Source organism: Klebsiella sp. H-Nf2, from assembly GCF_002806645.1.
Classification (GTDB): Bacteria; Pseudomonadota; Gammaproteobacteria; order Enterobacterales; family Enterobacteriaceae; genus Klebsiella; species Klebsiella variicola.
On the sequence record NZ_PIBL01000003.1, the window covers coordinates 364955 to 387235 of the forward strand.

Annotated in this window: 23 protein-coding genes; 16 read left to right on the forward strand and 7 right to left on the reverse strand. The window is 60.6% G+C overall.

Annotated features, from left to right (window positions below):
- Positions 1 to 26 precede the first annotated feature (26 nt).
- Entirely contained in the window at positions 27 to 932 is a 906-nt protein-coding gene (locus CWM58_RS12095) for an AraC family transcriptional regulator (protein WP_100681000.1), read from the reverse strand.
- 116 nt (positions 933 to 1048) lie between these two features.
- On the opposite strand from CWM58_RS12095, the gene CWM58_RS12100 reads away from it, so the two are divergent.
- Positions 1049 to 1585: a carboxymuconolactone decarboxylase family protein gene (locus CWM58_RS12100; protein WP_100681001.1), complete on the forward strand. Its 537-nt coding sequence runs from the start codon at positions 1049 to 1051 to the stop codon at positions 1583 to 1585.
- A gap of 20 nt (positions 1586 to 1605) precedes the next feature.
- On the opposite strand, the gene CWM58_RS12105 is transcribed toward CWM58_RS12100, so the two are convergent.
- Positions 1606 to 2076 (reverse strand): DUF1348 family protein, encoded by a 471-nt coding sequence (locus CWM58_RS12105; protein WP_016946126.1) that lies wholly within the window; start codon positions 2074 to 2076, stop codon positions 1606 to 1608.
- Positions 2076 to 2705 carry a pyridoxamine 5'-phosphate oxidase family protein gene (locus CWM58_RS12110; protein ID WP_100681002.1) on the reverse strand — a complete coding sequence of 210 codons (630 nt, stop codon included), beginning with the start codon at positions 2703 to 2705 and terminating at the stop codon, positions 2076 to 2078. The genes CWM58_RS12105 and CWM58_RS12110 overlap by 1 nt, the downstream gene beginning before the upstream one ends.
- Before the next feature lie 95 nt (positions 2706 to 2800).
- Here CWM58_RS12110 and CWM58_RS12115 point away from each other — a divergent pair, with 95 nt between their 5' ends.
- The gene (locus CWM58_RS12115; RefSeq protein ID WP_100681003.1) at positions 2801 to 3715 is read left to right on the forward strand and encodes a LysR family transcriptional regulator; all 915 of its coding nucleotides are present in this window, start codon (positions 2801 to 2803) and stop codon (positions 3713 to 3715) included.
- On the opposite strand, the gene CWM58_RS12120 is transcribed toward CWM58_RS12115, so the two are convergent.
- Entirely contained in the window at positions 3712 to 5205 is a 1494-nt protein-coding gene (locus CWM58_RS12120) for an MDR family MFS transporter (RefSeq protein ID WP_061152912.1), read from the reverse strand. The genes CWM58_RS12115 and CWM58_RS12120 overlap by 4 nt on opposite strands.
- Before the next feature lie 80 nt (positions 5206 to 5285).
- Here CWM58_RS12120 and CWM58_RS12125 point away from each other — a divergent pair, with 80 nt between their 5' ends.
- Entirely contained in the window at positions 5286 to 5933 is a 648-nt protein-coding gene (locus tag CWM58_RS12125; protein WP_061152911.1) for a TetR/AcrR family transcriptional regulator, read from the forward strand.
- A 699-nt stretch (positions 5934 to 6632) separates the two neighbouring features.
- Here the strand turns inward: CWM58_RS12125 and CWM58_RS12135 are convergent.
- A complete protein-coding gene (locus tag CWM58_RS12135; protein ID WP_046620763.1) occupies positions 6633 to 7049 on the reverse strand; it encodes a GNAT family N-acetyltransferase in 417 nt (138 codons plus the stop codon).
- Between CWM58_RS12135 and CWM58_RS28550 the strand changes: the two genes are divergently transcribed.
- Positions 7024 to 7140 (forward strand): hypothetical protein, encoded by a 117-nt coding sequence (locus CWM58_RS28550; protein WP_046620779.1) that lies wholly within the window; start codon positions 7024 to 7026, stop codon positions 7138 to 7140. The two genes, CWM58_RS12135 and CWM58_RS28550, sit on opposite strands and share 26 nt — an antisense overlap.
- Here the strand turns inward: CWM58_RS28550 and CWM58_RS28555 are convergent.
- Entirely contained in the window at positions 7100 to 7222 is a 123-nt protein-coding gene (locus tag CWM58_RS28555; protein WP_046620780.1) for a hypothetical protein, read from the reverse strand. The genes CWM58_RS28550 and CWM58_RS28555 overlap by 41 nt on opposite strands.
- 206 nt (positions 7223 to 7428) lie before the next feature.
- Here CWM58_RS28555 and eefA point away from each other — a divergent pair, with 206 nt between their 5' ends.
- The 8 genes from eefA to CWM58_RS12180 all read left to right on the forward strand — a co-directional run bounded on the left by eefA (position 7429) and on the right by CWM58_RS12180 (position 18212).
- Positions 7429 to 8553 carry a multidrug efflux RND transporter periplasmic adaptor subunit EefA gene (gene eefA / locus CWM58_RS12145; RefSeq protein WP_100681005.1) on the forward strand — a complete coding sequence of 375 codons (1125 nt, stop codon included), beginning with the start codon at positions 7429 to 7431 and terminating at the stop codon, positions 8551 to 8553.
- A complete protein-coding gene (gene eefB, locus CWM58_RS12150) occupies positions 8553 to 11660 on the forward strand; it encodes a multidrug efflux RND transporter permease subunit EefB (protein ID WP_100681006.1) in 3108 nt (1035 codons plus the stop codon). Before eefA ends, eefB begins: the two co-directional genes overlap by 1 nt.
- Positions 11661 to 11663: 3 nt before the next feature.
- On the forward strand, positions 11664 to 13028 hold the full coding sequence (gene eefC / locus CWM58_RS12155) for a multidrug efflux RND transporter outer membrane subunit EefC (RefSeq protein WP_012967026.1): 1365 nt from the start codon (positions 11664 to 11666) through the stop codon (positions 13026 to 13028).
- Positions 13029 to 13073: 45 nt separating this feature from the next.
- Positions 13074 to 14237, forward strand: a complete 1164-nt coding sequence (locus CWM58_RS12160; RefSeq protein ID WP_100681007.1) for a multidrug effflux MFS transporter — start codon at positions 13074 to 13076, stop codon at positions 14235 to 14237.
- 162 nt (positions 14238 to 14399) lie between these two features.
- Complete coding sequence (gene murQ, locus CWM58_RS12165) at positions 14400 to 15302, forward strand: N-acetylmuramic acid 6-phosphate etherase (protein ID WP_012967024.1); 903 nt, start codon at positions 14400 to 14402, stop codon at positions 15300 to 15302.
- Positions 15303 to 15326: 24 nt separating this feature from the next.
- The gene (murP, locus tag CWM58_RS12170) at positions 15327 to 16757 is read left to right on the forward strand and encodes a PTS N-acetylmuramic acid transporter subunit IIBC (protein ID WP_100681008.1); all 1431 of its coding nucleotides are present in this window, start codon (positions 15327 to 15329) and stop codon (positions 16755 to 16757) included.
- Positions 16758 to 16912: 155 nt separating this feature from the next.
- Positions 16913 to 17815, forward strand: a complete 903-nt coding sequence (locus CWM58_RS12175; RefSeq protein WP_002923118.1) for a DMT family transporter — start codon at positions 16913 to 16915, stop codon at positions 17813 to 17815.
- Positions 17816 to 17921: 106 nt separating this feature from the next.
- Entirely contained in the window at positions 17922 to 18212 is a 291-nt protein-coding gene (locus CWM58_RS12180) for a YicS family protein (RefSeq protein ID WP_023298372.1), read from the forward strand.
- Positions 18213 to 18276: 64 nt separating this feature from the next.
- On the opposite strand, the gene CWM58_RS12185 is transcribed toward CWM58_RS12180, so the two are convergent.
- On the reverse strand, positions 18277 to 19218 hold the full coding sequence (locus tag CWM58_RS12185; RefSeq protein WP_020324162.1) for a LacI family DNA-binding transcriptional regulator: 942 nt from the start codon (positions 19216 to 19218) through the stop codon (positions 18277 to 18279).
- A 293-nt stretch (positions 19219 to 19511) separates the two neighbouring features.
- Between CWM58_RS12185 and CWM58_RS12190 the strand changes: the two genes are divergently transcribed.
- From CWM58_RS12190 to CWM58_RS12205, 4 genes are all read left to right on the forward strand, one after another.
- The gene (locus tag CWM58_RS12190) at positions 19512 to 19826 is read left to right on the forward strand and encodes a PTS sugar transporter subunit IIB (RefSeq protein ID WP_004145041.1); all 315 of its coding nucleotides are present in this window, start codon (positions 19512 to 19514) and stop codon (positions 19824 to 19826) included.
- 11 nt (positions 19827 to 19837) lie between these two features.
- Positions 19838 to 21160 carry a PTS cellobiose transporter subunit IIC gene (locus CWM58_RS12195; protein WP_008806769.1) on the forward strand — a complete coding sequence of 441 codons (1323 nt, stop codon included), beginning with the start codon at positions 19838 to 19840 and terminating at the stop codon, positions 21158 to 21160.
- Positions 21161 to 21257: 97 nt separating this feature from the next.
- Entirely contained in the window at positions 21258 to 21560 is a 303-nt protein-coding gene (locus CWM58_RS12200) for a PTS lactose/cellobiose transporter subunit IIA (RefSeq protein WP_004205145.1), read from the forward strand.
- A gap of 144 nt (positions 21561 to 21704) precedes the next feature.
- Positions 21705 to 22281: carbohydrate porin (locus CWM58_RS12205; protein WP_165785774.1), on the forward strand; the 577-nt coding region annotated here is incomplete at its 3' end.

Here is a 22281-nt window from a genome sequence, read left to right on the forward strand (position 1 = left end):
AAATCATCTTCACGGAACGCGACGCGCTAGCCCCGTCGCCACTCGCCCGGCGTCACGCCATAGCGCATTTTGAAGCGCTTCGAGAATGACGCCAGCGACTGAAAGCCGCAGCGTTCGGCAATGACCTCGAGGTTGGTCTGACGCTCCAGGCGCAGCAGCCGGGCGGCCAGCGCCATTCGCAACTGCGACAGCCACGCCTGCGGCGTCAGGTGATAGACGCGGGCAAAATGACGGGCAAAGGTGGCCCGCGACAGAAACGCACGGGCGGCCATGGTTTCCAGCGTCCACGGCTGCTCCGGGGTCGCCATCACCGCCAGCACCGCCGGCATCAGGCGTTCATCGCTCATCAAGCGCAGCAGTCCGCCGGGCGGCTGTTGCTCGCCAAGCAGCATGCGCAGCAGGAGCACCAACAGCGTATCGCCGAGGCTGCGCACGATAGCGCTCCCGCCGGGACGCTGCGCCAGGCTCTCGCGCACCAGTATATTAAGCAGCGCGTCCAGCTCCGGGCAGTCTTCACGCGCATCGGTATGGAGATGGATCAGCGTCGATGCTTCACTGAACAGCCAGCTGACGTGCGGACCAAAATAGAATTCGCCGCACAGCATCTCCAGCGCCCCCTCCGTCGGGCCGGCGCGCATTTCCGTCACCGTGCCGTTAAACCGGTGCGCCACCGGCAGCACCTGGCCCCACTCCACCAGGCTCTCCATCAGGTGTGGCGAACCGTGGGGCAGGAGGACGACATCTCCCGCGCGCAGGTGGTGGGTCTGGCCGCCGACGTTGAGCTGCCCCTCGCCGCGCAGCACCACGTGCCAGGGCACCACACCGCTGCGCATTTGCTGGTGCCCGGCCTGCCAGCGGCCGCCGAAGCGACAGTGCAGGTTCACTTCGCAGCGCGGCGCCAGCAGCGCCAGCAGATGACTGAGACTGTCCATGCTTCTCCTGAGACGATAAGACAAAAAGGTGAGACGAAGACCGCCAGTCTAGCATGCGGCAAGCGCCTAAGATGACCCCATTGCCAACACACCCTCGATAACAACAGGAGTTAACCATGAGCCGTTTAACAGATATCCGTGAACAAGACGCCACCGGCAAAGCCGCCGATATTTTCGCCGGGATCAAAAAAGCGATGGGCAAAGTGCCGAACGCCTATCTCACCATCGGCGGCCACTCGCCGGCGGCGCTGCAGCAGGCGCTGGCGCACAATGCGATGCTCCATAAAGGCAGCCTCAGCGCCCAACAGCTGGAAGCGATTAATTTGTCGGTCAGCGAAGCCACCGGCTGTGACTACTGCCTGGCCGCGCACAGCCTGATGGCGAAAAAAGCCGGCTTCAGCAGCGAGCAGATCCACGCCCTGCGCCGCGGGGAGTATGCGGCAGAGGTGCAGCTTGATGCGCTGGTGAAATTTGCGCAGACTCTGGTGACCACCACCGGTACCCTGCCGGCAACCGACGTCGCCGCGCTGCGCAACGCCGGTTTTAGCGACCAGCAGGTGATTGAGATTATCAGCGCCATCAGCGCGATCCTGTTCACCAACATGGTGAACCGGGTTAACGACACGGTCGTCGACTTCCCGAAAGCCGATTAATCCGTCGCGCCGCGTCGGTTTTATAGCCCCAGATCGCTGAGCCCCGGATGATCGTCCGGGCGGCGCCCCTGGGGCCAGTGGAACAGGCGCTCGCTTTCGGCGATCGGCAGATCGTTGATGCAGGCGTAGCGCGTCTGCATCAGTCCGTGCTTATCAAACTCCCAGTTCTCATTGCCATACGAGCGAAACCAGTTGCCGCTGTCGTCGCACCACTCGTAGGCGAAGCGCACGGCAATGCGATTCTCCTGCCATGCCCACAGCTCCTTAATCAGCCGGTATTGCTGCTCCTTGCGCCATTTTCGCTGCAGGAACTCAACAATTTGCCCCCTGCCGTGGACAAATTCGCTGCGGTTGCGCCATTCGCTATCCACGGTGTAGGCCAGAGCGACTTTTTCGGCATCGCGACTGTTCCAGCCATCTTCCGCGGCGCGGACCTTCTGGATAGCGCTGTCGCGGGTAAACGGCGGTAACGGGGGACGTTGCTCATTCATCAGGAGTCTCCTTTTGAGGCTAATTGCTGCTGCAGGCGCTGATTCTCCTGCTCCAGGTCATGAATACGTTGCTGCAGGTTCTGGCTGTACTCCGCCACCTGCTGCGCGCTGTAGCGCGGCGTAATGTGCTGCGGGCAGTTCCAGTCAAACGCCTGCAAATGAAAAAGAAACAGACGTTCAATGCGGGCGCGATAGTTGGCCGGCGCCACCTGCGCCAGCAGCTGCGGATGGTCCTCTGCCGCCAGGACCTCGACGGTGGCGTAGATTTTCAGCCTGGCACGGCGCGGATAATCCATCAAAAACAGGCAGGCCCGGTCGCTGCCGCGCAGGTTGCCGGTGGTGATGTACTGGCGGTTGCCGCCGAAATCGGCCATCGCCAGGGTGGTGTCATCCAGCAGATGCAGAAACCCCACCGGGCCGCCGCGATGCTGAATGTAGGGCCAGCCGCTCTGTGACACCGTCGCCAGATAAAAGCTGTCGCGGGTGGCGATCATCCCCGCTTCGCTGTCGCCGAAGCGGTCGGCCTGGCGGCGACTGTGCGGCGTTTGCCACAGCGTGTCGCTGCCCATTTCATGCTGCACATCCATCACGTCCGGGGTGATGGCGATATCGAGAAAGGTTGCTGCCATAGCGCCTCCTGTTGTCTGGCGCCATCATGGACTGTACTGTGAAGAATGATAATACGGGCTAAGTGGCAATCATCTTTCCGGAAAACGGGAGAATAATGGATCGATTAAGCGCGATGGCGCTGCTGGTGAAAGTGACCGAGCTGGGGAGCATGTCGGCGGCGGCGCGGGCGCTGAATATGCCGTTGACCACCGTCAGCCGCCATATCGGTGAGCTGGAGAGCGCGCTGGGCGTGCGCCTGCTGGCGCGAACCACCCGCAAACTGACGCTCACCGACGCCGGGGTCGATTATGTCGCCGCCGCGCGGCGGATCCTTGAGGAGGTGGAAAACGCCGAACGCCAGGCGACGGGCGAATATCAGGAACCGAAGGGCGAGCTGGTGATCTCCGCGCCAACGATGTTTGGCCGTCAGCACGTTCTCCCGGTGATCGGTGAATTTATCGCCCGCTACCCGCAAATTCGCGTCCGTTTGCTGCTCAGCGATCGCAATGCTGACCTGGTGAGCGACCATGTCGATCTGGCGGTGCGGATTGGCGAACTGGCGGACAGCAGCATGGTGGCCACCCGCCTTGGCACCATGCGGATTGTGGCCTGCGCCCATCCGGCGCTGCTGGCGAAATACGGCGAGCCGCAGCGGCCGCGCGATCTGGCGGCGCTGCCGATCATCCGCATTGAATCGCCGATGCCCTATCGCGGCTGGCGCTTTCGCGCCGCTGAGCGCGAGGACCAGCTGATTAACCTGCCGCCGGTGCTATCCGTCACCACGCCGGAGAGCGCCGCCGATGCTGCGCGGCTGGGGGTGGGGGTGGCCCGCTTACTGCACTATCAGGCGCTGGATGGTCTGCGCCACGGGGAGCTCCGTCTGCTGCTGGAAAGCGTCGAGCCCGCCCCCGCGCCGGTCCATTTGCTGTATACCGCACGGGATCTGGCGCCACTTAAGCTGAGGACATTTATCGATTTTGCCGCACCGGCGCTGCGTCAGGCACTGCTGCGCATCGCCGGCGCCGCTTAATGCACCGCGGTCTTCAGCGGTGCCTCCTTTAACAGCCAGGAGAGGACAAACGCCACCGCCATAATGCCGGCCGCCATCAGGAACGCCGCGTGGATCGCCGCGCCGAAGGCGTCGAGATAGTCGAGGCGGATATCCGCGGGCAGGTGCTGAACCGCCACTGGATTCATTCCCGGCGGCAGCACCGCGCCTTCCGGCAACAGCTTTTGCAGGTTGCTCTGCAGCACGTGCGTGAACACCGCGCCAAACAGCGCCACGCCGATGGAGCCGCCAATCGAGCGGAACAGGGTCACACCGGAGGTGGCGACGCCGTACATCTGCGCCGGCATCGCATTCTGCACCGCCAGCACCAGCACCTGCATCACCAGTCCCAGACCCGCCCCCAGCACACCGGTAAACAGGTACAGCTGCCACATCGGCGAATGAATGGTGATGCGGGTCAGCAGTACCATGCCGGTCACGCCGAGCAGGGTGCCGAGGATCGGAAACAGGCGATATTTACCGGTACGGCTGATAATCCGCCCGCTGATAATCGAGGTCAGCAGCAGGCCGCCCATCAGGGGGATCAGCTGCAGCCCGGCCTCGGTGGGCGTCGCCTCCTTCACCACCTGCAGATAGAGCGGCAGGAAGGTGACTGACCCGAACAGCGACATGCCGATGACGAAGCCAATCAAGCTGCACAGCAGGAAGCTGCGGTTGCGGAACAGCGCCAGCGGAATAATCGGTTCGATGGCGATCCGCTCTTCGTAAATAAAGCCGATGATCCCCACGATGCCGAAGGCCAGAATGCACCACAGCTGCGGGTCATTCCACGCATGGACGCTGCCCCCTTCCGAGGTAAACAGGATGATGCACAACAGCGCCATGCTGAGGTAAATCGCCCCCAGCCAGTCAATCTGATGCTGGCTGCGTTTATTGCTGCTGTGGAATACCGCGCCGATCACCAGCAGCGCGAACAGGCCGAGCGGCAGGTTGATATAGAAGATCCAGCGCCAGGAGGCATGCTGTACCAGAAAACCGCCGATCAGCGGGCCGATCACCGTCGCGAGGCCGAAGACGCCGCCGAACAGCCCCTGATAGCGGCCACGGTTGGCGGGCGGGATGACGTCGGCGACCGCCGCCATACTGATCACCATCAGGCCGCCGCCGCCGAGCCCCTGCAGGCCGCGCATCAGCACCAGTTGGGTCATATTCTGCGCCAGCCCGCAGAGCGCGGAGCCGACGAGAAACAGCCCAATCGCCACCTGCAGCACAATTTTGCGACCGAACAGATCGCCGAATTTCCCGTACAGCGGCACCGCGATGGTGGAGCTGAGAATATAGGCCGTGACCACCCAGGAAAGCTTGTCCAGCCCGCCCAGTTCGCCGACAATCGTCGGCAGCGCGGTGGAGACAATGGTCTGATCCAACGCCGAGAGCAACATCACCAACAGCAATGCGCTGAACAGCAGGCGTATCGACTGCACCGGTGGGTTAGCGACTTCAGAAGTCATTACAACGCTCGCTTGAAATTAATTAAATGCATAATTAATATTTAGTGAAAGAATGAGTCGGGTCAAGAGATCGCCATACCATGACAGCACAAAAGGATCAGGATGCACCCCGCCGCCCGGGTCGGCCGCGCGGTAAAAAACCGGGTACCGCCAACCGCGAACAGCTGATGGACATTGCCCTGACGCTGTTTGCCCGCGACGGGACGGCTCGCGTGTCGTTGAACGCCATCGCCAAAGAAGCCGGGGTGACGCCGGCGATGCTGCATTACTATTTCAGCTCCCGGGAAGCGCTGGTGACCCAGCTGATTGAGGAGCGCTTTATGCCGCTACGCAATCACATCAGCCGCATTTTTGTCGATCATCCGCAGGACCCGGTGTTGGCGCTGACGATGATGGTCGAGACGCTGGCGCATATGGCGGAGAAAAACGCCTGGTTCGCGCCGCTGTGGATGCAGGAGATCATCGGCGAGATGCCGATCCTGCGTCAGCATATGGATGCCCGCTTCGGCGAGGAGCGTTTTCAAGTGATGCTGGAGACGGTGCATCGCTGGCAGCTGGAGGGCAAGATCAATCCGGCGCTGTCGCCGGAGCTGCTGTTTACCACGGTGATTAGCCTGGTGCTGGTGCCATTTTCACGCATTCACAGCGATCCGCGTTTACAGGCGGTCAACCGCCAGACCATCATCAGCCACGCGCTGGCGTTAATGGGCCACGGCATCGGGGGTTAAGGCGTGGTTTTGACGCTTTTGTAGCCCGGATAAGGCGCCACGCGCCGCCATCCGGGATTTTCCCTGCTCGCGCTACGCTTAGCAGGGCTACAGAAATAACGGCACAACCGTAAATTTCCCTGCTCGCACTGCGCTTAGCAGGGCTACCACTCCCGTGTTATGTCCGGGCAGATTGCGCTCCCGATATTTCTTCTGCGCTATGTCTCTTATGGCGCAGGGAGCGCACAGGGGGCGGCCAGTCGCCGCCGCCCCCTGTACCCCCGGGCTCCGGCCAGCAAAATCGCCGCTACGCGGTCCCTTCGACTTATCCCTGCAGGCTTCGGGTCGGGCCGAGGCAGCGTCCATGCAAAACACGGCCCTCAGCCCGCATCCATGCGGGCTGCCCCGGCCTTCCGGGAACGTCTCAGCGATGTTGAGGCCGCCAGCACCGGCAGTTTCAGTCGCGCAAGTGGGTATATCAACAACAGGCCGCTCGGCATCATGGCGGGCACAGCACGAACCGTAGGCCGGGTAAGGCGACAGCCGCCACCCGGCAAGAATACAGGTGCCGTGCCTGATATCCTGCCCGGCGGCGCTGCGCTTGCCGGTCCTGGGTGGGACGAAACGACGGGAGGACTGTGTAGGCCGGATAAGGCATTTATGCCGCCATCCGGCACAACCACAGGTACGGTACCTGCCCGCCCGGGGATACCACTACCGTTACAGCGCCTTCGACAAATAGTGGCGCTGCATGCCTGCGTGGGGGAAGTCGGGCAGCGACATCTGCAGCTGATAGCCTAATTTCTGATAAAACGGCAGCGCCTGGAAGCTAAAGGTATCCACCAGCAGATGGCTGCAGCCTAGCGCCTGCGCCTGCTGTTCCGCCTCCTGCATCAGCTCGCTCCCCAGCCCGCGCCCGCGCGTCGTCTCGCTGACCCACAGATACTCAATGCACAGCCAGTTGCCCTTGCGTTTGGCAATCAGCCCGCCCTGCATCACCCCTTGCGCATCGCGGGAGTAAACCCCCAGATCGCCAAACTGTGCCGCATCGAGATACTGCTGATTATAGTGCCGCAGACCGGCAAGCAATTCTTGTTGATCGTCGGGATTAATGCTTTTTGTAATGATTAGTGTCATTAACTATCTCCAGTATTGCGATGCCGAATGGTTATTTTCCCTCTCCACTTTCACAAAATATTCTTATTTTCTCCATGATTATTTGCCTTAATTTTTTGCGTTCTAAAAGTAAGCAAAAAAACCTTTCCATTATCGCGGCGGATCGTATAATGGAGAAAAATGAGAATGATCATTCTCACCACAAAACCAGAGGAGATGCGCTTTTCACCTCCTGAAGACCGAAGAGGTTGGCTTCAACGGAGACACAATAACAATCAGGTTCAGGAACATCTGTGTTCCTTTTTTATCATTTTCGCTCACCCGAAAATGCCTCAGCGCCCAACCTATTCCCTCGTTTTTTAATAAACGGGGCGGACGTCTTATATCTTGAGAAAATATAATGAAATACATCATAGCTCCCATCGCGACAGCATTATTTCTCCTTAGCGGATGCGATAATGCGCAGACATCTGCCCCGCAGCAACCCACGCCGGAAGTGGGCGTGGTCACCCTGCAAAGCCAGCCGGTGCAGGTAGTCAGCCAGCTCACCGGCCGCACCACCGCCTCGCTCAGCGCCGAAGTACGCCCGCAGGTGGGTGGCATCATCCAGAAGCGCCTGTTTACCGAAGGCGATATGGTGAAGGCCGGGCAGGCCCTTTACCAGATCGATCCCTCCAGCTATCGCGCGACCTGGAACGAAGCGGCGGCCGCGCTGAAACAGGCCCAGGCGCTGGTGGTCTCCGATTGCCAGAAGGCCCAGCGCTACGCGTCGCTGGTCAGGGATAACGGCGTTTCCCGCCAGGATGCCGACGACGCCGCCTCCACCTGCGCCCAGGACAAGGCCAGCGTGGAATCGAAAAAAGCGGCGCTGGAGAGCGCGCGCATCAACCTGAACTGGACCACCGTCACCGCGCCGATTGCCGGGCGCATCGGCATCTCGTCGGTTACGCCGGGGGCGCTGGTCTCCGCCGATCAGGATACCGCGCTGGCGACGATCCGCGGGCTCGACACCATGTATGTTGATCTGACGCGATCCAGCGTCGATCTCCTGCGTTTACGCAAACAAAGCCTGGCCAGCAACAGCGACACTCTCAGCGTGACATTAACCCTGGAAGATGGCAGTACCTACCAGGAAAAAGGGCGTCTGGCGCTCACCGAAGTCGCCGTCGATGAATCCACCGGCTCGGTGACCCTGCGCGCTATCTTCCCCAACCCGCAGCACGTCCTGCTGCCGGGGATGTTCGTCCGCGCGCGCATCGATGAAGGCATCATGAACGACGCGATCCTCGCCCCACAGCAGGGGATCACCCGCGATGCCAAAGGCGACGCCACGGCGCTGGTGGTCGATGCCGCCAACAAAGTTGAGCAGCGTACCGTGGAAACCGGCGACACCTTTGGCGATAAATGGCTGGTGCTGAGCGGCCTGAAAGCAGGCGATAAGCTGATTGTCGAAGGCACCAGTAAAGTGGCCCCCGGACAGACAGTGAAGGCCGTTGCCGTCAACAATAACGGAGGCAATGCCTGATGTTCTCCCGTTTCTTCGTGCGTCGCCCGGTCTTTGCCTGGGTGATCGCCATTCTGATTATGCTCGCTGGGGTGCTGGCGATCCGCACCCTGCCGGTAGGCCAGTACCCGGACGTCGCCCCGCCGGCGGTAAAAATCTCCGCCACCTATACCGGCGCGTCCGCCGAAACCCTGGAGAACAGCGTCACCCAGGTGATCGAGCAGCAGCTTACCGGCCTCGACCATCTGCTCTACTTCAGCTCCACCAGCAGCTCCGACGGCTCGGTCAGCATCACCGTCACCTTTGAGCAAGGGACCGACCCGGACACCGCCCAGGTGCAGGTGCAAAACAAAGTCCAGCAGGCGGAATCGCGGCTGCCAAGCGAAGTCCAGCAGTCCGGCGTAACGGTGGAAAAATCGCAGAGCAGCTTCCTGCTGATCCTTGCGGTGTATGACAAAACCAACCGCGCCACCAGCTCCGATATCTCCGACTGGCTGGTCAGCAATATGCAGGACCCGCTGGCGCGCGTGGAGGGCGTCGGCAGCCTGCGGGTGTTCGGCGCCGAATACGCGATGCGCGTCTGGATGGACCCGACCAAACTCGCCTCCTACTCGCTGATGCCTTCCGATGTCCAGTCGGCGATTGAGGCGCAGAACGTGCAGGTTTCCGCCGGTAAAATCGGCGCCCTGCCGTCATCTAACACCCAGCAGCTGACCGCCACCGTGCGGGCGCAATCCCGGCTGCAAACCCCTGACCAGTTCAAAGCGATCATCGTGAAAAGCCAGGCCGACGGCTCGGTAGTGCGCCTGAGCGATGTCGCGCGGGTGGAGATGGGCAGCGAGGATTACACCGCTACCGCCAATCTGAACGGCCATCCGGCCGCCGGGATCGCGGTGATGATGGCCCCCGGCGCCAACGCGCTGGATACCGCGACCCTGGTGAAAAGCAAAATCGCCGAATTCCAGCGTCAGATGCCGCAGGGCTATGATATCGCCTATCCGAAGGACAGCACCGAGTTCATCAAAATCTCGGTCGAGGATGTGATTCAGACCCTGTTCGAAGCGATCATTCTCGTAGTCTGCGTGATGTATCTGTTCCTGCAGAACTTCCGCGCGACGCTCATTCCAGCGGTGGCTGTGCCGGTGGTGCTGCTTGGCACCTTCGGCGTGCTGGCACTGTTCGGCTACTCGATTAACACCCTGACGCTGTTCGCCATGGTGCTGGCGATCGGCCTGCTAGTGGATGACGCCATTGTGGTGGTGGAGAACGTCGAGCGCATTATGCGCGACGAAGGGCTACCCGCCCGCGAAGCCACCGAAAAATCGATGGGCGAAATCTCCGGCGCGCTGGTGGCGATCGCCCTGGTGCTGTCGGCGGTGTTCCTGCCGATGGCTTTCTTCGGCGGTTCGACCGGGGTCATCTATCGCCAGTTCTCGGTAACCATTATCTCGGCGATGATGCTGTCGGTGGTGGTGGCGCTGACCCTCACCCCGGCGCTGTGCGGCGCGCTGCTCAGCCACTCCAAACCGCACACCAAAGGGTTCTTTGGCGCCTTTAACCGCCTGTGGGGACGCACGGAGGAGGGCTATCAGCGTCGGGTGCTCGGCGGCCTGCGCCGGGGCGTAGTGATGATGGGCGCTTACGCGCTGATTTGCGGGGCGATGGCGCTGGCGATGTGGAAGCTGCCGGGCAGCTTCCTGCCGGTGGAGGACCAGGGGGAGATCATGGTCCAGTACACTCTGCCCGCCGGGGCCACCGCGGTGCGTACCGCCGAGGTGCGCCGCCAGGTGACCGACTGGTTCCTCACCAAAGAGAAAGCCAATACCGACGTCATTTTCACCGTCGACGGCTTCAGCTTTAGCGGTAGCGGCCAAAACGCCGGGATGGCCTTCGTATCGCTGAAAAACTGGTCGCAACGCAAAGGGGACGACAATACCGCACAGGCCATCGCCCTGCGGGCCACCAAAGCGCTGGGGACAATCCGCGACGCCACCCTGTTCGCCATGACCCCGCCGTCGGTGGACGGTCTCGGGCAGAGCAACGGCTTCACCTTCGAGCTGATGGCCAGCGGCGGTACCGACCGCGACAGCCTGATGAAGCTGCGCAGCCAGCTGCTGGCGGCGGCCAACCAGAGCAGCGAGCTGCAGTCGGTGCGCGCTAACGATCTGCCGCAGATGCCGCAGCTGCAGGTGGATATCGATAACAACAAAGCCGTCTCGCTGGGGCTGTCGCTGAGCGACGTGACCGATACGCTCTCCAGCGCCTGGGGCGGTACCTACGTGAATGACTTTATCGATCGCGGCCGGGTGAAAAAGGTCTATATCCAGGGCGAAAGCGACGCGCGCGCGGTGCCGTCGGACCTCGGCAAATGGTTCGTTCGCGGCAGCGATAACAGCATGACGCCGTTCTCCGCCTTCGCCACCACCCACTGGCAATACGGCCCGGAAAGCCTGGTGCGCTACAACGGCTCCGCCGCCTTTGAGATCCAGGGCGAAAACGCCGCCGGCTTCAGCTCCGGCGCGGCGATGGACAAGATGGAAAAGCTGGCCGACAGCCTGCCGGCGGGCTCCGCCTGGGCGTGGAGCGGCATTTCGCTGCAGGAAAAGCTCGCCAGCGGCCAGGCGATGAGCCTGTACGCCATCTCGATTCTGGTGGTGTTCCTGTGCCTGGCGGCGCTGTATGAGAGCTGGTCGGTGCCGTTCTCGGTGATCATGGTCATCCCGCTCGGCCTGCTCGGCGCGGCGCTGGCGGCGACACTGCGCAGTTTAAGCAACGACGTCTACTTCCAGGTGGCGCTGCTGACCACCATCGGCCTGTCGTCGAAAAACGCCATCCTGATCGTGGAGTTCGCTGAATCCGCCGTGGATGAGGGGTATTCGCTCTCCCGGGCGGCGATCCGCGCCGCGCAGACTCGTCTGCGCCCGATTGTTATGACCTCGCTGGCGTTTATCGCCGGGGTGCTGCCGCTGGCCATCGCCACCGGCGCCGGAGCCAACAGCCGCGTGGCGATCGGCACCGGCATCATCGGCGGCACCCTGACAGCCACCCTGCTGGCGGTGTTCTTCGTACCGCTGTTCTTCGTGCTGGTGAAACGTCTCTTCACCCGCCAACGTCCTTCTCAGGAGTAAGGTATGTTTCGTTTGAGTTTTATGTTTATCGCGCTCCTGACCGCGGGCTGCGTCTCGCTTGACCCGCATTATGATCGCCCGGCCGCGCCGGTGCCAGCCACCCTGCCCGGGGCGCACGGCGAATCGACGGCGGTGGTCGGCGACTGGCAGAAAGTGGTCAATGACGCGCGGCTGAAAAAAGTGGTCAGTCTCGCGCTGAACAGCAACCGCGATGTGCAAAAGGCGCTGGCTGATATCGAGGCCGCGCGCGCCCAGTACGGCGAGACGCGGGCGTCGCTGTTTCCCACCGTTGATGCCGAGCTGAGCCATACCCGCAGCAAAACGGTAGCCAGCGGCCTGAGCTCCGCTTCACAGGCCGACGGCGCGGTCTCCAGCTTCGAACTGGACTTGTTCGGCAAGAACCAGAGCCTGTCGCGCGCGGCGCGCGAAACCTGGCTTGCCAGCGAATTCACCGCGCAGAATACCCGGCTGACGATGATTGCCGATTTGACCACCGCCTGGGTAACGCTGGCGACGGATAACAGCAATCTGGCGCTGGCGCAGCAGACCATGGACAGCGCAGCAAACTCGCGCAACATCGTCGCCCGCCAGATGGCGGTGGGTACCGCTTCCGCCGGCGATGTAAGCTCGGCGGAAAGCGTCTATCAGCAGGCCCGCGCCAGCGTCGCCAGCTATCGCACGCTGGTGGCGCAGGATAAAAACGCCATTAACCTGCTGGCGGGGGAAACCGTGCCGGAGAGCCTGCTGCCCGGCACCCTCGAGAGCCTCGGGGATAATAGTATTGCGCTGGTGCCGGCGGGCGTGTCATCGTCGGTGCTGCTGCGCCGGCCGGACATTCAGGAAGCGGAGCACAATCTGAAGAGCGCCAATGCCGATATCGGCGCGGCGCGGGCGAACTTCTTCCCGTCGATTTCTCTGACCGCCAGCGCCGGGGTCGGCAGCGACTCGCTGTCGTCGCTGTTCAGCCACGGGATGCAGGTGTGGTCGTTCGCCCCCTCCATCAGCCTGCCGCTGTTCACCGGCGGCAGCAACCTGGCGCAGCTGCGCTATGCGGAAGCGGAGAAAAAGGGGCTGATCGCCACCTACGAGAAATCGATTCAGAGCGCCTTTAAGGACGTTGCCGATGCGCTGGCGCGCCGGGAAACGCTGAGCGAAGAGCTCGATGCCCAGCGGCAGTACGTCGCCGCCGAGCAGACATCGCTGGATATCGCCATGAAGAGCTATCAGGCCGGGGTCGGCGATTATCTGTCGGTGCTCACCGCTCAGCGCACGCTGTGGTCGGCGAAGACGACGCTGCTGTCGCTGCAGCAGACCGACCTCAATAACCGGATCACCCTCTGGCAGTCGCTGGGCGGCGGCGCCAGTTAATTTCACCCGCCGGGCGGCCGCGCCCGGCTTCTGTAAGGAATCGTTATGCCACGTGTTTCCCTCTCCTGGGCGCTGATCCTCGGCCTGCTGTCGGGTATCGGCCCGCTGTGCACGGATTTTTATCTGCCGGCGCTGCCGGAGATCACTCAGCAGCTGCAGGCCACCAGCACCCAGACCCAGCTGTCGCTGACCGCCGCGCTGATTGGCCTCGGCCTGGGTCAGCTGTTTTTCGGCCCGCTGAGCGATCGCATTGGCCGCCTGAAACCGCTGGCGCTGTCTCTGCTGCTGTTTATCTTTGCTTCGGCGATGTGCGCCCTGACCCGGGATATCAACATGCTGATTGTCTGGCGCTTTTTACAGGGCTTCGCCGGCGCCGGCGGCTCGGTGCAGTCGCGATCCATCGCCCGCGATAAATACCAGGGCACCCTGCTGACCCAGTTTTTCGCCTTGCTGATGACCGTGAACGGCATTGCGCCGGTGCTGTCCCCGGTGCTGGGCGGCTACGTTATCACCGCCTTCGACTGGCGAATTCTCTTCTGGACGATGGCCGCCATCGGCGGCGTGCTGCTGGTGATGAGCCTGACGATCCTGCGGGAAACGCGCCCGGCCACAGCAACGCATGCCGCCCGCCAACAGCCCGGCCAGCCGGTGTTGAAAAATCGCCGCTTTCTGCGCTTCTGCCTGATTCAGGCCTTTATGATGGCCGGGCTGTTCTCTTACATCGGCTCCTCTTCCTTCGTGATGCAAAGCGAATACGGCATGAGCGCCATGCAGTTCAGCCTGCTGTTCGGTCTGAACGGTATCGGGCTGATTATCGCGGCGATGATCTTTTCCCGCCTGGCGCGCCGCTTTAGCGCCGAAAGCCTGCTGCGCGGCGGCCTGACGCTGGCCGTAAGCTGTGCGGCGATCATGCTGCTGTTTGCCTGGCTGCAGCTGCCGGTGCTGGCGCTGGTCGGCCTGTTCTTTACCGTGTCGTTGATGAGCGGCATCAGCACCGTCGCCGGCGCGGAGGCGATGAGCGCCGTCGACGCCGCGCAGTCCGGGACCGCGTCCGCGCTGATGGGCACCCTGATGTTTGTCTTCGGCGGCATCGCCGCGCCGCTGGCGGGCCTCGGCGGTGAAACGATGCTGAAAATGAGCCTCGCAATGGCCATCTGCTACCTGCTGGCGCTGCTGCTGGGCCTCAGCAAACCGCGCAGCGCGCGCTAAACGCCAGGTGCGGTAATAAAATATTCCAGATTTATTACCGCACTATTTCCCGCCATACCTACCATTCTCCTATTATTCTCCGCGTACTAATCGTGATACTCTTCACAGGCAAGGAATAAATAATTCCTTATACTGCGCGCCACTGAGAATAACGAGGTTTCTATGAGTATCGACCTGAGCAAACTGCTGACCGAGCGACGCAACGCCAACAGCGCCAACATTGACACCCTCTCCACCCTCGACATGCTGACGGTGATAAACCAGGAAGACCAGCAGGTAGCCCAGGCGATTACGCCCTATCTGCCGCAGATTGCCGAGGTGGTGGATAAGGTCGCGACGGCGCTGCAGGCCGGTGGCCGCTTGATTTATATCGGCGCGGGTACCTCAGGGCGTCTGGGGATCCTCGATGCCAGCGAATGCCCGCCAACCTTCGGCACCCGCCCGGAGCAGGTGGTGGGGATCATCGCCGGCGGACATAAAGCGATTCTCAGCGCCGTGGAAAACGTGGAAGACAACAAAGCGCAGGGGGCGATGGATCTGCAGAACCTGAACTTCAGCCACCGCGATGTGCTGGTGGGACTGGCGGCCAGCGGACGCACGCCGTACGTCATTGGCGCCATGGAATACGCCCATAGTCAGAATGCCTTTGTCGCCATCGTCAGCTGTAACCCGCATGGCGAAATGGCCCAGCTGGCGGATGTGGCGATCACCCCGGTGGTCGGCCCGGAAGTGGTCACTGGCTCTACCCGTCTGAAAGCCGGTACCGCGCAGAAGCTGGTGCTGAACATGATCTCCACCGGGGCGATGATCCGCGTCGGCAAGGTGTACAGCAACCTGATGGTCGACGTCGAAGCGACCAACGCCAAGCTGATTGAGCGCCAGGTCTCTATCGTGATGGAGGCGACCGACTGCGATCGTCCCACTGCCCGGAAGGCGCTGGAGGCCTGCGGCCGCCACTGTAAAACGGCGATCGTGATGGTGCTGGCGGACTTAAGTGCCGAAGACGCGCAGTCGCTGCTGGCAAAAAACAACGGCTATATCCGCAAGGCGCTCAGCAACACCTGAGCACCGACAGACAGGTAACGGGCAATGGCAAAAATAACGAAAGAAATGATAGCGCGGATCCTCGCCCACGTAGGCGGCGCCGCAAACGTCGCGCAGGCGGGCAACTGCATGACGCGCCTGCGCTTGACCCTGCGCGATGAAAGTCTGGCCGACAGCGCCGCCATCCGCCAGATTGACGGCGTAATGGGGGTGATCGTCAGCGACGAGCAGTTCCAGGTGGTGCTCGGCCCCGGCAAGGCGCAAACCGCCGCCGAGATGATGAACGTCCTGCTGGAGGAGGCGCCCGCCGCGCCGACGCTGGCCGACGTCGCAGCGGAGAAAAAGCAGGCGCTGAAGGGCAAGCAGACCAGCGCGGTGCAGAAGTTTCTCGCCAAATTCGCCACCATCTTTACGCCGCTGATCCCCGGCTTTATCGCCGTCGGGCTGCTGCTGGGCTTTGCTACCCTGGCGGAACAGGTCTTCGTGCTGGAGAACGCCCATCCGAACGCCAGCCTGGTAGCGCTGATTGGCTATATGAAGGTCTTCAGCAAAGGGATGTTCACCTTCCTGAGTATCCTGATTGGCTATAACGCGCAGAAGGCGTTCGGCGGCTCCGGCGTGAACGGCGCGATTATCGCCTCGCTGTTCGTGCTGGGCTACAACCCGGAGGCAACCAGCGGCTTCTACGCTGGCATTTCCACCTTCTTCGGCCACGGCATCGATCCGCGCGGCAATATCATCGGCGTATTGATCGCCGCTATCCTTGGGGCGTGGGTTGAACGCCAGGTGCGGCGGGTAATGCCGGCCAACCTCGATATGATCCTCACTTCGGCGGTGACGCTGCTGATCATGGGCGCGGTGACCTTTACGGTGATCATGCCGATTGGCGGCTGGTTGTTTACCGGCATGTCGTGGCTGTTCCTGCATCTTAACGGCAACCCGTTTGGCTCGGCGGTGCTGGCCGGCCTGTTCCTGCTGGCAGTGATGTTTGGCGTCCATCAGGGGTTTGTGCCGGTCTATTTTGCGCTGGTGGACGCCCAGGGCTTCAACTCGCTGTTCCCGATCCTGGCGATGGCCGGGGCCGGGCAGGTGGGGGCGGCGCTGGCGCTGTTCTGGCGGGCGAAGCGCGATTCGCTGCTGCGAACCCAGATTAAAGGGGCGATTATTCCGGGCTTCCTCGGGATTGGCGAGCCGCTGATCTACGGCGTCACCCTGCCGCGGATGAAACCGTTTGTCACCGCCTGCCTCGGCGGCGCCTGCGGCGGGTTCTTCGTCGGACTGATCGCCTGGCTGGGACTGCCGGTCGGCCTGAACACGGTGTTCGGACCGTCGGGGCTGGTGGCGCTGCCGCTGATGACCTCCGGCAGCGGAATTTACGCCGGGATGGCGGTCTATGCCGGCGGACTGGTGGTCTCCTACCTGTGCGGCTTTGTTCTCACCTGGCTGTTCGGCAGTAAAAATGTCGATTTAAGCTAGAACGCGACTGTCGGGTAGTGCCCGGTGGCGGCTTCGCCTTATCGGGCCTACACGTCTGCCGGACCCGCCGCCGCGCCCGACTACCATTTCCTGCCCCGCCGCCCGGGCGCGCGCATGCTATGATTCCCCTTTGTCATATTTCGCTTGAGGAAAAGATGGGCTCCAGCAAAAAAGGGATGCTGAACGTACTGATTGCCGCCGTGCTGTGGGGCAGTTCCGGGGTATGCGCGCAGTTTATTATGCAGGAAAGCCAGATGTCGTCGCCGTTTCTGACCATGACGCGTCTGCTGTTCGCCGGGCTGATCCTGCTGATGCTCGGCTTTGTTCACGGCGACCGCATTTTCCGCGTGCTGCAAAACCGCCGCGACGCCCTCAGCCTGCTGTTTTTCTCGCTGTTTGGCGCGCTAACCGTGCAGTTCACCTTTCTGATGACCATTGAAAAATCCAATGCCGCCACGGCCACGGTGCTGCAGTTCCTGTCCCCGACGATCATCGTCGCCTGGTTCGCCCTCGCCCGCAAAGCGCGTCCCACTCCGCTGGTGCTGGGAGCTATCTGCACCTCGCTGGCGGGCACCTTTCTGCTGGTGACCCACGGCAACCCAACGACGCTGTCGATTTCGCCGGCGGCGCTGTTCTGGGGGATCGCCTCGGCATTTGCCGCCGCCTTTTATACCACCTATCCCTCGACGCTGATTGCCCGCTACGGGACGCTGCCGATCGTCGGCTGGAGTATGCTGTTCGGCGGCGCGATGCTGTTGCCGTTTTACGGCGGCCAGGGCACCGATTTTGTGGTTAACGGCAGCCTGCTGTTAGCTTTTTTCTATCTGGTGGTGATCGGTACCTCGCTGACCTTCAGCCTTTATCTCAACGGCGCGCAGAAAATTGGCGGCGCGAAGGCCGGGATCCTCAGCTGCGCCGAACCGCTGAGCAGCGCCCTGCTGTCGCTCCTGCTGCTGGGGATCACCTTCACGCTGCCGGACTGGCTGGGCACTCTGCTGATCCTCGCGTCGGTGGTGCTGATCGCCATCGACTCGCGGCGGCGGGTGAGAGCCGCCTGAGAAGGCGATAAAAAGCGCATTTTCAACAAGTTAAACTGACCACTATTTGCGTGTTTTCACGCCTGCGCATATAGTTGACGGAAGCGATTACGGAAGGAGAAACCTGATGAAAGCATGTTGGATGGTATGCCTGGTCACCGCCCTGAGCGCCACGTCGGCGTGGGCCGAATCACCGCTGCAAAGCCTGCAGTTCGAACAGCAAAAACAGCTGGTGCTCAAAGCGGTGAAGGAAAAATGCGCGCCAGCAAGCCACCTCAGCGATAACGATTTTGCCAATAAAGTGCTGGCGACCGACGGTAACAAGAACGCGGTCCGCGAAGCAACGCTGGCGAAAGAGCGCAATAACCAGAAAAGCTACCAGGCCGCAATCGACAAAATCGTCTGTCCGGCCAAATAGCGACCGCTGAATAACCGCCGTCCCGTGGTGAACAGACGGCGGCGGGTCAGGGCAAGAGCGGTGTTCAGTGCTTCGGAATAATTAAATCGCCGCGCAGCGGGCTGCCGCCCGGGTTGTCCGTTTTCTCGGTCAGCCAGTTGACGATCCGCGACGCCATCGCGTCCATGGAATATTCAATGGCCGGAATGGTAGGGATACCGGGCAGCTGTAACGATCCGGCGAGGCTAAACACCATCACATTTTGCGGAACGGCGCGGTTAAACGCCTGCAGCTGCGGCACCACGCGCTGCGCCTGCTGTTCATCGCTCACCAGCAGCGCGTTAAAGTTCAGCGTCGTGGCGTTATTGACCAGCTCCTGCACCGCCACCGACGGCGAGGTGTTATCCAGAAACACCAGGTTGCGATTAAACGGCAAAAAGTTTTTTTCCAGCGCGTGCTTGTAGCCCAGCAGCACCTGATCGGCAAAGCCGCTGCTCTGCGGATGAATCAGCGCAATCTGCCGTCTGCCCTGGCTAATCAGATAGTGACAGGCGGTTTCGGCAGCGAAAGCATGATCGAACTGAATGCTGTTGTCGCCCTCGCTGTCGAGGCAGTCCACCAGCACCACGTCCGGGCGGTTAATATTCAGGGGAAAACGCGCGCCGATGATCAGCACGTTATCGCACAGCCCGCAGGTCAACTCCTCCAGCGAGTTCATCACGCCGTTGCTGGTGTTGGCGAAGCGCAGCAGCAGGTGCTTCTGGTGCTGGCTGAGCTGTTTTTCCAGGGCGTAGAGATAGCTGGTGGTTTGATTGATGTTGTCCTGGGCGCAGATGACGCCGATGCAGCCGGTGGACTGGCTGAGCAACGACTGGGCTATCATGTTTGGCCGGTAATTGAGCGCTTCCGCCGCCTGCAGCACCGCCTGACGACTGGCTTCCTTCACGCCACGTGAGCCGCTCAACACTCGCGACACCGTGGCTTTGGAAACCCCGGCAAGTCGTGAAACATCATTGATTGTCGACATCATTTTCCCCTGCGCGGGCGCCGCGTCCCGCCAAAATCTTGTAAACCTGAATCGCTTCAATTGTGACCAGCGCAGTATATCCATTTCGTCATTTGTTTGGAAACCGATTTTCCATTTCAGCGCAAAACATCGCCAAATCGACAGAATAATGTGAGCGAAATCCAATAAATCCGCCCCATAAGCAGGAGATCTTGACCACTATCACAGTTCTGCTTTTTATGAATGGAAACCGGTTTCCGTCTGATATCAAATCATCCACGCAATAACTTTTTACATTTTGAGGATGGTCGTCGATGTACAAGATTATGCTGTGCTGCTCTGCCGGGATGTCCACCAGTCTGCTGGTCAGAAAGATGGTGGAGGCGGCGAATGAACGTGATCTGCCGGTGCAGATTGATGCCTATGGTGTTTCCGAATTTGACATGCAGTTTCCGCAGTATCAGGTGGTGTTGCTTGGCCCCCAGGTGAAATACATGTTGAAAACCCTGTCTGACAAAGCGGCTTCCCTGAACATTCCCGTTCAGCCCATCGATACGATGGACTACGGTATGCAGCGGGGAGACAACGTCCTGAATTATGCTCTGTCGCTGATCCCAGCGGCGCACTGAGAGGTGTTGAAATGAGTTCTCTGTATCAGTCCATGATTGCCGTGATCGAGCAATCTATTACTCCGCTGGCAGGACGCCTTGGGCAGCAGAAATATGTTATCGCTATCCGCGATGGCTTCACTGCCGCCTTGCCGTTTATGATCATCGGCTCTTTCATGCTGGTATTTATCTTTCCGCCGTTTTCACCCGATACCACCAACGGCTTTGCCCGCGGCTGGCTTGATTTCTCCCAGCACTACCGCGAACAGCTGATGCTGCCGTTTAACCTCAGCATGGGCGTGATGACCTTCTTTATCTCGGTCGGCATTGGCGCCAGCCTCGGTCGTCAGTTTCAGCTCGATCCGGTGATGTCCGGTCTGCTGGCGTTTATGGCCTTCCTGCTGGTCGCCGCGCCCTATGCCGATGGCAAAATTTCCACTCAGTATCTGTCCGGTCAGGGCATTTTCACCGCGCTGATCACCGCCATCTACTCCACCCGCGTTTATGCGTGGCTGAAGCAAAACAACATTACTATTCGTCTGCCGAAAGAGGTCCCCACCGGCGTCGCCCGTTCGTTTGAAATCCTGATCCCGGTGCTGGTGGTCATTGCGACTCTGCATCCGCTGAACCTGTTTATCGAAGCGCAGACCGGGATGATCCTGCCGCAGGCGATCATGCATCTGCTGGAGCCGCTGGTTTCCGCCTCCGACTCGCTGCCGGCGATTTTGCTCTCCGTTCTGATGTGCCAGATTTTCTGGTTCGCTGGGATCCACGGCTCACTGATTGTTACCGGCATTATGAACCCGTTCTGGATGGCCAACCTGTCGGCAAACCAGGCGGCGCTGGCGGCGGGTACGGTGCTGCCGCACGTCTATCTGCAGGGCTTCTGGGATCACTATCTGCTGATTGGCGGCGTCGGTTCGACCCTGCCGCTGGCCTTCCTGCTGCTGCGTAGCCGGGCCACGCATCTGCGCACCATCGGCAAGATGGGCATTGTGCCGAGCTTCTTTAATATCAACGAGCCGATTCTGTTCGGGGCGCCAATCATCATGAACCCGATGATGTTTATCCCCTTCGTCTGCGTGCCGATGGTCAACGCGGTGCTGGCTTACGGCGCGACGCGTCTTGGCTGGCTGAGCCAGGTGGTGTCGCTGACGCCGTGGACCACGCCGGCACCGATTGGCGCGTCGTGGGCGGCTAACTGGACCCTGAGTCCGGTGGTGATGTGCGTTATCTGCATGGTGATGTCGGCGGTCATTTACCTGCCGTTCCTGCGCGCCTATGAACGTTCCTTAATGAAAACCGAAGTTGAGAAAGCCAAAAATAGCGTTCCGGTGGCAGAAACCGTTAGCTAATACCTCTCCGCCTGGAGCGATAATAAGATGACAGCGTAATAATGCAGAAAAAGGACTTTCACTGCATTATTAAATAATAAATACCTCAGGAATACACATGATTGAATTAGAAGATGCGGTAATGGAAATTATCGTTAATGCGGGACAGTCACGCTCATTATGTTTTGAAGCGTTGCATGCGGCCCGAACCGGAAATATCGACGAAGCGCGCTTACTCTTAAATGAGGCCGACGGCTACGCCCGTCGGGCGCATCAGATGCAGACCCAGCTCATCGAGCAGGACGCCGGTGAAGCGCGTCAACCCATGACGCTGATTATGGTACATGCCCAGGATCATCTGATGAACTCGCTGCTGGCCCGCGAGTTCTCAGAAGAATTAATCCATCTGTACCAGCGTTAATTAATATGGAATAACGTCAGCGAGAATATTATTCTCCGGCGTCGCTGTACCCTAAAAAACAAATCAGCTTATTTTGGTTATTTATTTTAGCCAGAATGGGATGGTTATTATCTGAAATATATTAATTATTAAAGCGAGATAACCATGAATACTGTGAAAAAACTGCCTTTAGCCATGGCGGTTGTCGCCGCGCTGTGCCCAATTTCTGTCATGGCGCAAGAATTTACGCAGGAACAGATCGACGCCATCGTCGCCAAAGCCGTTGATAAAGCGCTGGCCGACCGCCAGGCGAAAATCGACGCCGCGGCCAACAAAAAGGTCGACGTGATCACCAACCCGCAGACCACCGCCGCCTCGCCGGATATGGCCATTCCGTTCGGCCTCAAGTTCAGCGGCTATGCCCGCTATGGCGCCCACTTCCAGACCGGCGACCAGAAATATGTCGGCGTCGACGGCTCCTATAACGGCGCCTCGGCGATCGGCCGTCTGGGCAACGAAAGCAACGGCGGCGAATTCCAGATCAGCAAGGCCTTCAAAAGCGCGCAGGGGGCCATCTGGGATCTCAACGTGATGTTCGACCACTGGAGCGACGAAGTTAACCTGAAGAAGGCCTACGTCGGCGTCACCAACGTCCTCGACTCCAACCCCAACGCCTATATCTGGGCCGGGCGCGACTTCCACCAGCGTCCGCAACAGGGGATCAACGACTACTTCTGGATGA

What these genes read in the sequence shown, in the direction of transcription:
- CWM58_RS28555 (WP_046620780.1), bottom strand. Translation starts at nt 7,222, where the DNA reads ATGATCATTCTCATTTTTCTCCATTATACGATCCGCCGCGATAATGGA.
- murQ (WP_012967024.1), top strand. Translation starts at nt 14,400, where the DNA reads ATGAGTATCGACCTGAGCAAACTGCTGACCGAGCGACGCAACGCCAAC.
- CWM58_RS12160 (WP_100681007.1), top strand. Translation starts at nt 13,074, where the DNA reads ATGCCACGTGTTTCCCTCTCCTGGGCGCTGATCCTCGGCCTGCTGTCG.
- CWM58_RS12185 (WP_020324162.1), bottom strand. Translation starts at nt 19,218, where the DNA reads ATGTCGACAATCAATGATGTTTCACGACTTGCCGGGGTTTCCAAAGCC.
- CWM58_RS12125 (WP_061152911.1), top strand. Translation starts at nt 5,286, where the DNA reads ATGACAGCACAAAAGGATCAGGATGCACCCCGCCGCCCGGGTCGGCCG.
- eefB (WP_100681006.1), top strand. Translation starts at nt 8,553, where the DNA reads ATGTTCTCCCGTTTCTTCGTGCGTCGCCCGGTCTTTGCCTGGGTGATC.
- CWM58_RS28550 (WP_046620779.1), top strand. Translation starts at nt 7,024, where the DNA reads ATGCTTTTTGTAATGATTAGTGTCATTAACTATCTCCAGTATTGCGAT.
- CWM58_RS12110 (WP_100681002.1), bottom strand. Translation starts at nt 2,705, where the DNA reads ATGGCAGCAACCTTTCTCGATATCGCCATCACCCCGGACGTGATGGAT.
- CWM58_RS12120 (WP_061152912.1), bottom strand. Translation starts at nt 5,205, where the DNA reads ATGACTTCTGAAGTCGCTAACCCACCGGTGCAGTCGATACGCCTGCTG.
- CWM58_RS12190 (WP_004145041.1), top strand. Translation starts at nt 19,512, where the DNA reads ATGTACAAGATTATGCTGTGCTGCTCTGCCGGGATGTCCACCAGTCTG.
- CWM58_RS12200 (WP_004205145.1), top strand. Translation starts at nt 21,258, where the DNA reads ATGATTGAATTAGAAGATGCGGTAATGGAAATTATCGTTAATGCGGGA.
- CWM58_RS12195 (WP_008806769.1), top strand. Translation starts at nt 19,838, where the DNA reads ATGAGTTCTCTGTATCAGTCCATGATTGCCGTGATCGAGCAATCTATT.
- CWM58_RS12115 (WP_100681003.1), top strand. Translation starts at nt 2,801, where the DNA reads ATGGATCGATTAAGCGCGATGGCGCTGCTGGTGAAAGTGACCGAGCTG.
- CWM58_RS12105 (WP_016946126.1), bottom strand. Translation starts at nt 2,076, where the DNA reads ATGAATGAGCAACGTCCCCCGTTACCGCCGTTTACCCGCGACAGCGCT.
- CWM58_RS12095 (WP_100681000.1), bottom strand. Translation starts at nt 932, where the DNA reads ATGGACAGTCTCAGTCATCTGCTGGCGCTGCTGGCGCCGCGCTGCGAA.
- CWM58_RS12100 (WP_100681001.1), top strand. Translation starts at nt 1,049, where the DNA reads ATGAGCCGTTTAACAGATATCCGTGAACAAGACGCCACCGGCAAAGCC.
- CWM58_RS12180 (WP_023298372.1), top strand. Translation starts at nt 17,922, where the DNA reads ATGAAAGCATGTTGGATGGTATGCCTGGTCACCGCCCTGAGCGCCACG.
- eefC (WP_012967026.1), top strand. Translation starts at nt 11,664, where the DNA reads ATGTTTCGTTTGAGTTTTATGTTTATCGCGCTCCTGACCGCGGGCTGC.
- murP (WP_100681008.1), top strand. Translation starts at nt 15,327, where the DNA reads ATGGCAAAAATAACGAAAGAAATGATAGCGCGGATCCTCGCCCACGTA.
- eefA (WP_100681005.1), top strand. Translation starts at nt 7,429, where the DNA reads ATGAAATACATCATAGCTCCCATCGCGACAGCATTATTTCTCCTTAGC.
- CWM58_RS12175 (WP_002923118.1), top strand. Translation starts at nt 16,913, where the DNA reads ATGGGCTCCAGCAAAAAAGGGATGCTGAACGTACTGATTGCCGCCGTG.
- CWM58_RS12135 (WP_046620763.1), bottom strand. Translation starts at nt 7,049, where the DNA reads ATGACACTAATCATTACAAAAAGCATTAATCCCGACGATCAACAAGAA.